We start from the raw sequence: 10,438 nt of genomic DNA on the forward strand, positions 1-10,438 counted from the left end.
ATCCTTTGGCGTGTAGGTTATACCGTTATCGTTTTGCCCGGTACTGCAATGGAGTAGAGGCCATTCGCGTCGGGTAAGCTCTTTGGCATGGCATCCCAGGCGAGTTTGTCGGGGAAGAGATCGATCTGCGAATTCAGGGCTTCGTCCCACTTCACCACTTTGCCGGAGTACGTAGCCATCCGGCCCATGATAGCGGTCATCGTGCTCTTGGCTACCCGTTCGGCATCGGCAAATTTGTATTCGCCTTTAGCAATGGCATCGAACAGTTCGTCGTGTTCGATCTGGTAGGGGTTACCATCTGCTTTTGCGTTGTGGGTATACAGTGCCTGGCCATTATAGCCCATCAAGGCACTGCTTTTCTTCTCCATACCTTCAATCTTGCCTTTGGTACCCAAAAACATTTCGTCTACCCGGCTGTAGGTTCCTTCGTAGTGACGACACTGGCTGTTGATAGTTGTTCCATCGGCATAGACGAAATCGACGATGTGGTGGTCGAAAATTTCACCATAATCTTTACCCGATCGAACCTGTCGGCCGCCCGTTCCCTGGCACGAAACCGGATAGCTGTCTTTTACCCAGTTGGCTACGTCGATATTGTGAACGTGCTGCTCATTGATATGGTCGCCACAAAGCCAGTTGAAATAATACCAGTTGCGCATCTGGTAATCCATTTCGGTCTGGTTGGGTTTGCGGGGTTTCTGCCAAACGCCCCCGCTGACCCAGTACACCGAACCACCCACAATGTCGCCAATAGCACCATCATGGATGCGCTTGATCATATCGCGGTAGCTAGGCTGGTAGCGACGCTGTAAACCGACGACTACATTTAGTTTTTTACGTTTAGCTTCTTCTGCAGCCGCCAGCACCCGCCGAATACCCGGCGCATCGGTGGCGACTGGTTTTTCCATAAATACCTGCTTACCCTGCTTCACGGCCTCTTCAAAATGACTCGGACGGAAACCGGGAGGAGTTGCCAGAATAACGACGTCGGCCAGGGCCATAGCCTGCTTGTACGCATCGAAGCCCACAAATTTGTGGTCTTCCGGGATGTCTACTTTTGGCGAACCATCGGCCGCTTTGGCACCGCGCTCGGTCAAGGCTTTGTAGGCATCATCCAGGCGATCGCGATACGCATCGGCCAGCGCTACGATCTTAACGTTTTGCTTCGTGCTGAGCGCTTGTTGAGCCGCTCCGGTGCCACGTCCGCCACAGCCAATCAAGGCTACTTTTATCGTATCATTTACCGAAAAATGATAACCAGCGGCTTTGGACCCAAACGGCATGGCAACACCAGGCAGGCTGCTCAGCAAGGCACCACCGGTTAGAAGACCCGACGCTTTCAAAAAGTCCCGCCGGTCCTGATTTGATTCGCTTTTCATACCTGTAAATATAGTGGCTAAGAGATATTTACCGAAGAAAGGCAGGGCTTTGGCCAATTTACTAGTTCAACCAAAATATTTGCCGGGTTTCCTGAGCATAACCCGTTGGCTTTGCCAACCAGCCACCAGGTGCTATTTCTGTCAGGTAGATAAAACCCGTCAGCGTGTTGATTTGCATAAAAAGGAAGTGCGTCCTTTCTAAAACGTTTATAGGGAGCGTTCTTATTTACCTGAACAAAAACACTCGATCAAAACCTTACTATTTGTAACTAGAGGTGACATGTTTTTGTATTGATAGTCAACTGGTTATATTTTTACCTGTAAATAAAATTTTTTAATATGAAGATTTTATTGCACTAAATTTATGCTTATCCGTATGTTTATCGCATAAATCATCTGGCTGTTGCAAACACGGGGATTAACGATAACCACCTATGAGAAAAATTACTACGCACTTCACAGTACTTGTCTGGCTTTTGTGTTTGATCAGCATCAGCACTATAGCGCAGACACGAGTTTCAGGTAAGGTAACTGCCGACGCGGATAAAGAAACGCTCGCCGGAATCAGCGTCGCGGTCAAAGGAAAAGTTGTAGGAACTATTACCGACACGAAAGGCAATTTCTCGTTCACTACCAACACGGAGCGGCCGTTCGTGATCGCCGTAACGGGCGTTGGTTTTCAGCCGCAGGAGTTCACGATCAGCAATGCCCGGAATGACCTGAATATTTCCCTCAAAGAACAGGTATTGATAGGGCAGGAAGTAGTCGTTTCGGCGTCGCGGGTAGAGGAGAGCGTCCTCAAATCGCCGGTGTCGGTGGAGCGTCTCGACATTCGCTCGTTTCAATCGACACCAGCTGCTACTTTTTATGATGCCCTGCAAAACATCAAAGGTGTAGATATGAGTACGCAGAGTCTGACCTTCAAGTCGGTCAACGTGCGCGGGTTTGGTTCTAATGGCAATACGCGGGTTGTCCAGCTGCTGGATGGTATGGATAACCAGGCACCGGGGCTAAACTTTTCGGTAGGTAACCTCGCTGGCGTATCGGAACTGGACCTGGAAAGTGTTGAACTCTTACCTGGGGCGGCTTCGGCTCTCTACGGTCCTAATGCTATTAACGGTTTGCTGTTAATGACCTCGAAAAGCCCGTTCCTGTATCAGGGATTAAGTGCTTACACAAAAGTAGGGGTCATGAATGCGAGCAATCGGTCAACGGCGACGACGCCTTTCTATGATGCCGCTTTTCGGTATGCCAAAGCTTTTAACAACAAGTTTGCCGTCAAGGTTGGTGTTTCATACCTGAAAGCAAATGACTGGCAGGCAACGGACTACCGCGACCAGAGTTTTTCGAATAGGAGTACGCTCGAAACAGGTAGTCGTGCCAACAATCCCGGTTACGACGGTATAAACATTTACGGCGACGCCAGTGCTAATCTCTACTCCAGTCTCTTCGCTAACGGGCAACCGGGGACAGGCGCGAATGGGTCGTCGGCCATTTTGGGTGCCATTGCCACTACTCAGATTCCGCAGGCGGGTAACAGAACATTGCCTCAATTGACAGGCCTGACACCCCAGCAGATTTTCAATAACATTATACCCAATCTGAATATTTCGCGGACGGGGTATCAGGAGAACGATCTGGTCAATTACAATGCAACCAACTTAAAACTAAATGGTGCCATACACTATCGTTTAACGGAGAATGTAGAAGCCATTGCACAGGCCAACTGGGGTACCGGAACGACAGTGTACACAGGTGCTGACCGTTATTACATCAAAGGATTTCAACTGGGGCAGTACAAGCTCGAACTGCGTGGATCTAACTTTTTCGTGCGGGCGTATACCACACAGGAACGATCAGGTAATTCATATGCTACCGCAACCCTGGGTCAGGGTATCAACGAAGCCTGGAGTGGCAGTGTCGCCAAATGGTTTCCCACTTATTTTGGCACCTACGCACAGAATGCGCTCACAGGATATGCAGGTGCTTACTTAACCGCTCTTGGTGCTGGTCAGGCTCCTGCCGCGGCATTGGCGGGTGCCCAGGCGTATGCAAACAGTCAGCAGCAGACATTGTTAGACCAGGCCCGCGGAGTAGCTGACCAGGGTCGGCTGTTGCCCGGAACCCCCGGTTTCCAGCAGGCACTTGAAACGGTAACCGGGAAACCCATACCAGGTGATGCAACGGGCGTAGGAGCGCGGTTTCTGGATAAAACCAACCTGTACCATGCGGAATTCATGTATAACTTCAGCAAGCAGATTGACCCGAAGACGGTTGAGCTGATCGTTGGTAGCAACTTCCGGCGGTATGCATTGAATTCAGAAGGCACGCTGTTCGCCCGCAATGAGGCTGGTGAAGAGTTTTCGATCGATGAGTATGGTGCATACGCACAGGCATCGAAAACACTGGCCAATGTGCTGAAACTGACGGGTTCGGTGCGCTACGACAAAAACCAGAACTTTAAGGCACAAATAAGCCCTCGTTTTTCGGCGGTGCTGACTGTGGCAAAACAACATAATCTACGTGCTTCATTCCAGCGGGGTTTCCGTATTCCTACTACGCAGGATCAGTACATTGATCTTAACACGCCGACCGCACGTCTGATCGGGGGGCTGCCATTTCTTAAGGAGCGATATAATTTTAGTGGTAGCCCTGTATATACACTTCAGTCTGTACAGGCGTTTGGAGCTGCTTTACAGCAGGGGGGGGCAGCCGCTTTGCCGCAGGCACTTACTCAGTTAAAACCAGCTGTCAATGCCGGCTATGATCCTGAGCGGGTAGAAACGTATGAGGTAGGTTACAAAGGATTGCTGGGTAATAAGCTATTTATTGATGCCTACTACTACTACAACCGGTTCCTGAACTTCCTGGGTAGTCAGGTAGTCGTTCAAGGTAAAAATCCTGTTTCTCTTACTAATCCTGTCACAGCCTTACAGTTGATAAATGGCTCTGCCCGCAACGTGTATTCATACCCCGTCAATTCACCAACCCAGTTGAAAAACGCAGGTTGGGCTATCGGTGCCGATTACATGCTTCCCGGGAACTACATGATTGGGGCAAACGTATCGTCTAATTTTCTAATGGATCAGGATAAGATCCCGGCGGGCTTCGTTACCTTTTTCAACACGCCTAAGTATCGCTATAACCTGTCGTTCGGTAACCGCAATGTGGCCCGTACCGGATTTGGTTTCAATGTCGTTTATCGGGCGCAGGATGCCTTCCTGTGGGAAGCAAGTTTTGCTAACACAGAAGCTACGGCTCGTAAACAAACCATCATCCCGGCTTATAGCACACTCGATGCCCAGATCAGCAAGAAGATTTCAGGGATCAAGTCTATTCTAAAAGTGGGCGGAACCAACCTGACTGGAAAACTATACAAACAGTCGTGGGGTAACCCGAGCGTTGGGTCCATGTACTACGTTAGTTTGACGTTCGATGAACTACTGAACTAACCAGTGCCTCCGCAAAAAAGAGCGCCTTTCCTGAATAACGGGAAAGGCGCTCTTTTTTTGTGCTGATTGTAACGGCCTGTTTGTTGGCTTACTGGTTTTTCGTCCCCGTTTGCGGATAGCTGTTTCCACCCGCTTTCTTACCGGCTGCATTGCCCGATGGCGTACCGGCTTTACCGGCACCGGTTGGCTGTGGTCCATTGGTCGATACGTTGGCATCGCTGGTCTTCGCTTCTTTCTGTACCGCAGCAGTCGACGTAGGCCGCTTGGAGCCGCCCGTTGCGCCGGATGTCGATTTGGTATCGACTTTAGCGCCGTAAGTCGGGGTTCCACCGCTGGTCAGGCCACCGTCAGACGCCGTACCGTTCTTGGTGCTTTTTGGACCATTCGACGACCGGGCGGCTTTTACGCCCGTACCGGGTGCGCCACCCGCCGAGGGTCGGCTGGCCGATCCCTGTGAAGTACTGCCCTGGGTATTGGTTGGCGACGTAGGTGAAAGGTTACTGTTGCCATTACGGGTTACGCCGGAAGCCATTTTGCCGCTTCCTTTACGCTTCATGCCTTCTGTCGAACTAGTGTTGGCGTTGGCCGATGTTCCCGACTGCGCCGTAGCGCCACCCGACGTCTGTTGTGATGGCGTTTGCGCCATCGATTCGGTTAGCAAGCCTGTTAGAAGAGCGGCAGCAAAAAGGATTATCTTTTTCATAACGGTTTTGTTGTAAGTACTGTCTATTAACTGATCGTTCATTTATCAACCTTTGTCTATCGGAATTGTTCTTTACTAGGCCGTTGACTCACCTGGTTTGGAAACCGAGTAGTTGAAGACGGCTAATTCATCTAAAACGAACTTTTACGCTGCCTGCGGCCGTTGGCGGAATAGTGCTATCGATGCTGGTATGTCTTTATTTCTGTTACGCTATTGATCGATTCTACCTCTCCCGAACTGCCCGATGATACAGTGCCTGCCACGTCGACAACAGCAGGCCAGGATGCGCTTCCCCGGCGGCTGAATCTCGTACAGGGAACGGCGTTGAACATGATCGACATGGTCGGTATCGGGCCGTTCGTGGTGCTGCCGCTGGTCATAAAAACCCTGGGTGGCCCGCAGTTTATGTGGGCCTGGGTGCTGGGAGCCTTTATCTCGCTGATCGATGCATTCGTGTGGGCCGAGTTAGGAGCGGCTTTTCCACAAGCGGGTGGTAGCTACAATTTTCTTAAAATTTCCTACGGCGAACGACGCTGGGGGCGTTTGCTGTCATTTCTCTACGTTTGGCAAACCCTCATTCAGGCACCACTGGTCATGGCCTCCGGCGCTATTGGATTTGCTCAGTATGCTTCGTACCTGATGCCGCTCGACGACTGGCAGCGCCGGGCTGTTTCGGGGGGCGTCGTATTGCTGATCATCGTATTGCTCTACCGGAAAATCGATTCGATCGGTAAGATCGGGCTGGTCATGTGGGGCGCTGTGCTGCTTACCCTTGGCTGGATTATCATTGGAGGGCTTACCAATGCCCGCATTCCGCTGTCGGAAACGATTTCGGGTATGATACCCGCTGTGGGGTCGGTGAGTGGCGGGTTGCTGGCGGCCGGATTGGGTCAGGCATCAGTAAAAACGATTTACTGTTACCTGGGCTACTACAACGTTTGCCACCTGGGTGGCGAAATTCAGCGGCCAACGCGCAACATTCCGGCCAGCATGTTTATTTCCATTGTCGGAATAGCGGCCCTGTATCTGCTGATGAACCTCAGTGTGGTGAGCGTGGTACCCTGGCAGGAAGCGCAAAATAGTGAGTTCATCGTTAGCACGTTTGTTGAAACGCTTTACGGCCCCGGCGCGGGCAAGCTGGCTACCATACTGGTGCTGCTGGTTGCGTTCTCCTCCCTGTTTGCGGTATTGCTGGGTTACTCGCGGGTACCGTATGCCGCAGCGGTAGATGGCCAGTTCTTCAAGATTTTTGCCCGGCTACACCCCACCCGGCAGTTCCCCTATGTTTCGCTGCTGTTTTTGGGTGGACTGGGATTTATCTTTAGCCTGCTCTTTCGGCTTGGCGATGTTATCACGGCCATTCTGGCCATGCGTATTGTCATTCAGTTTGTGGGCCAGGCTATTGGCCTGCTGCTGCTGCACCGCCGACGGGCCGTCAGCGATTTCCCGTTTCGGATGCCGCTCTTCCCCCTGCCGGTTTTACTGGCGATCTGTATCTGGCTGTTCGTTTTCTTTTCCACGGGCCTGACGTTTATGCTATCCGGCCTGACGGTGATCGGCCTCGGTATTGTCGCGTTTCTCGTCTCGGCGGGACTCAAGAAACGCTGGCCGTTCGACCCAACCAAGGGCGCATAGCCGTTACGGACCGACGCGCAGATCAAGCCCGGCGGTATCATCCTCCCCATTGAAATTGTTGGCGGCAGGGGTCGCTGATCCGGGTATTGAGTCAGGGTCGGGCTGGCCCGCCGACCAGATTTGCGCTGCATTCCGGACGTAGCCACTATCGGTCGGTGTAGCTATGAAGGCAATTGCTGCGGTTCCATTCACAGGTATTGATGCTATTGTACCCTCAACGATCGAGTAGCTGTCTCCTGTTGCGGCTATCCGGACACCAGCGGTTAAGACTGGGACGGTGAAGCCCCGCAACGTATCGCGCACTACCACATTGGTAGCCGCCAGTCCACCCGTATTTTTCACGATGATCGTAAACGTCACCGGTTGCCCCGGGGCGGGTGTTCGGTTGCTGACCGACATGGATAGCGACAGGTCTGCCTTGTTAGGGTCGGCTGTGGGCTGGCCGGACGATACCGCAGGCAACTCAACCTGATTGGGGTTTGGCGATGCGAAAATTGCCTCGGTCGTTGGTATGGTACGAATGTCGGCCCCGGCCGCATCGTCCTGCCCGTCGCCGGTGCCGGAGCCCGGCTGCGAGTCTGGGTCGGGCTGGTTGCTGGCCAGGATTTGGGCGGTGTTGAGGTAGATGCCGGGCTGGGTCGGTTTTAGCTGATACCCGATCGTGACCGATGTTCCGCTGGACAGCGACAGGCTGTTACCCGTTACGGCCGTGCCCGAGCTAACTACACCCGCATCGCCACCGGCAAATTCCAGCCCCGCCGGTAACCGATTTTGCCAGCTAACCCCGGTTGCCGTAGAGGGTCCATCATTGGTGATCGTCAACGAATACCCGACAGGCTGGTCGAGCATCACCGACCGGTTCGTTACGTGCATCGACAGGCGGAGGTCGGCCTGGGTGAGGGCTGGGGTTGTGTTAACGACCGAAAGCACATAATCTTCCGCTTCGCCATAGGCATATGACCCACATGGATCGAACGGAACAGCGTCGTTTCGGACCACGACCCGTAGCGATAACGTTCCGCTGGTTAGGGTGGCGGGCAGTGTTAGCGTACCTGAAAACGGTTCTGCCTGCGGAGTTGGGGTTTGATAGATCAACTCATTTTCGCCAGTTTCGTAAAGGCCATTCCGGTTCAGGTCAGCCCAGACGGTTACGCCCTGCGAGCGGATCGATGAAATAAGGGTACCCGAAAAAGGATAGGTCTTACCCGCCGTCAGCGTTGTCGACGTGGCCGTATACGATGAATAGCCGTTTGCCGAGCAACCCGAGTTGGTACTAAGCGGTGTATCGTTAACCACAAAGCTCGTTAGCCCATCACCCGATCCGCACCCATTATCGTAAAACGGGTGACAGATGCCGGTTGTCAGGCTGATGGCTGGGCTTACGCCGACCGTTGTGGCATTGGATGGACGTATCCGGTAAGTATACCGGGTAAACGCTGCCGTTCGTCGATCGGTAAAGGTCGTCGTGTTTGGCCCGACTCCACCGATCGGAACAAATCCGGATGTTGCCGAGGTAGATCGTTCGATAAAATAGCCCATCTCGTTGGATGCATTATCCTGCCAGCTCAGGACCACGCTGGCGTTGACGATCGATGCGGATAGATTATCGGGAGTAGCCACCGCCGTAGCCGGGCAGTTGAGCGAGTAGGCGGTATGGCTTTCGCGAAGAGCCAGCCCGGCCTGCATGCGATCATACTGGCCCGACGTAAAATCATGCGTGCAGGGAAAATAATACGACATGATGTTGGTGATGGAAGGTGCAAACAGTGCGCCCTGCGCATCTCTGGCCGTACCCTTATAGGCCAGACAGCCGTTTACGTCTGTTAGGGATGCGCCGGATACACCATGTGGATCGGCAGGGGTATCGCAGACCTCGTCGCCGTTGGTGAGGCAGTTGGCTCCAGCGCCCCGGGTCACCAGTTCCGTCGTGCCCGAGTTCGTGTTGCCGAACGTGTGGAACAGGCCGAAATTATGGCCTAGCTCGTGGGGGAGCAGTCGGTTGGCCAGATCGGCTTCATCGTCTTCGTTCAGGATGAATGACCGGGTCGATTCAAGTTTGTTATCTTTGGGGAACTCCGCATACCCACCCAGCCCGCTTTGACTAAACTGATTGACGTAGTACTGATTCATGGCATTAGCGGCATCGCGTCCACTAATGCCTGACTCGCTGAATGCCACGAAACCGTTGTACAAATTATCGTTATCGATATAATCGGGGGTGGTTCCGCAGAAATAGAACTGGATACCCGCCCCCCGCGAGAGATAGTAGCTGTTGGTAATGGCCATAACATTGTTCAGCTTCGCCAGTGTCATGCCGCCCGTACCGTCGCTTCTTCGAAAGATATGCGGCCGGATAGGGACATACGTAATTGTCGTTGGGGCTCCGTTCGTTGCCAGCTTCATACTCAGCGCCAGCGCGGCCTGGCTACTAAGGTTTCTGCGTTGCGCATCGGTGAGGCCGGGGGTAGCACACAGGGGAAAGTCGCTTCGGGGCGTTTGCTGTGCCAGCGTCAGTCCGGGCGTCAGTAACAGCAGGGTCAGACAGGAAAGCAAAAGGCCAGGAAAAGATTTATTCATGCAAACCAGTTGGAAAAACGCAATAAAGCTGGTAAAAATAGCCTATGCAACAACCACGAATGAACGCAATGGCTACAATTAGCAGAAATGCTGGATGAGATACTGACTCAGCCGTATAATTCAGTAATTTAGCCCGTAGAAACGTCGACACATGTGAAACAGGCACTGGCAGTTTTGATGGCAATGATGCTTTTTTTTGGGAGCTTGATTCCCCGGATGAGCATGGAGCAGGCGGCCCGCCTGCCCGAATTGCTGACGCACTACCAGCAGCACCAGCGCGAAGAGAACTGCGATCTTAGCTTCATGGCCTTTCTGATCGAACATTACGTGCTCGATTCCGATCACCATAAAGCACCCAGCCATAGCCATACCCGACTGCCGTCGCTGGATGGGGGTTCTCCTACGTACGATTTCAATCTGACGCTCCACCTGACGTACATACCGCTTGTGGTCGAGCTGCATTCCCTGGCTGTTTTTCGGTTGCGGTTCATGAACGCCTACCAGCATTTTACGTCGCTGCTTCAGCCTCCCCGCCGGTAGGGCTGCCATCTTTCTTCTGTATGGTTGCTATCCAGTAGTTCATACCAGCTAGTGTTGTTTGGCCTGGTATCCAGCTGGATATAGTCGCCCATATAAAATCTGCTTTTCCCCGTATTCAACGAACTGCCGTGGTGGTTCGCTTCTCCCTGTCT

The 10,438-nt window shown here is 52.8% G+C and carries 6 protein-coding genes; 3 read left to right on the plus strand and 3 right to left on the minus strand.

The features are described 5' to 3' along the window. Positions 1–17: 17 nt before the first annotated feature. Positions 18–1,379 carry a Gfo/Idh/MocA family protein gene (locus FH603_RS14315; protein WP_186738213.1) on the minus strand — a complete coding sequence of 454 codons (1,362 nt, stop codon included), beginning with the start codon at positions 1,377–1,379 and terminating at the stop codon, positions 18–20. 434 nt (positions 1,380–1,813) lie between these two features. On the opposite strand from FH603_RS14315, the gene FH603_RS14320 reads away from it, so the two are divergent. Next, a complete protein-coding gene (locus FH603_RS14320) occupies positions 1,814–4,831 on the plus strand; it encodes a TonB-dependent receptor (protein WP_186738214.1) in 3,018 nt (1,005 codons plus the stop codon). Between the two features lie 88 nt (positions 4,832–4,919). On the opposite strand, the gene FH603_RS14325 is transcribed toward FH603_RS14320, so the two are convergent. After that, a complete protein-coding gene (locus FH603_RS14325; protein WP_186738215.1) occupies positions 4,920–5,534 on the minus strand; it encodes a hypothetical protein in 615 nt (204 codons plus the stop codon). 213 nt (positions 5,535–5,747) lie between these two features. On the opposite strand from FH603_RS14325, the gene FH603_RS14330 reads away from it, so the two are divergent. Continuing rightward, entirely contained in the window at positions 5,748–7,169 is a 1,422-nt protein-coding gene (locus FH603_RS14330; RefSeq protein WP_208493005.1) for an APC family permease, read from the plus strand. A 3-nt stretch (positions 7,170–7,172) separates the two neighbouring features. Here the strand turns inward: FH603_RS14330 and FH603_RS14335 are convergent, their stop codons facing one another. Next, on the minus strand, positions 7,173–9,746 hold the full coding sequence (locus FH603_RS14335; protein WP_186738216.1) for a GEVED domain-containing protein: 2,574 nt from the start codon (positions 9,744–9,746) through the stop codon (positions 7,173–7,175). A gap of 183 nt (positions 9,747–9,929) precedes the next feature. On the opposite strand from FH603_RS14335, the gene FH603_RS14340 reads away from it, so the two are divergent. Beyond that, positions 9,930–10,286: a hypothetical protein gene (locus tag FH603_RS14340; RefSeq protein WP_186738217.1), complete on the plus strand. Its 357-nt coding sequence runs from the start codon at positions 9,930–9,932 to the stop codon at positions 10,284–10,286. The last annotated feature ends 152 nt before the right edge of the window (positions 10,287–10,438 follow it).

The organism is Spirosoma utsteinense, from assembly GCF_014282275.1.
GTDB classification, from domain to species: Bacteria; Bacteroidota; Bacteroidia; order Cytophagales; family Spirosomataceae; genus Spirosoma; species Spirosoma utsteinense.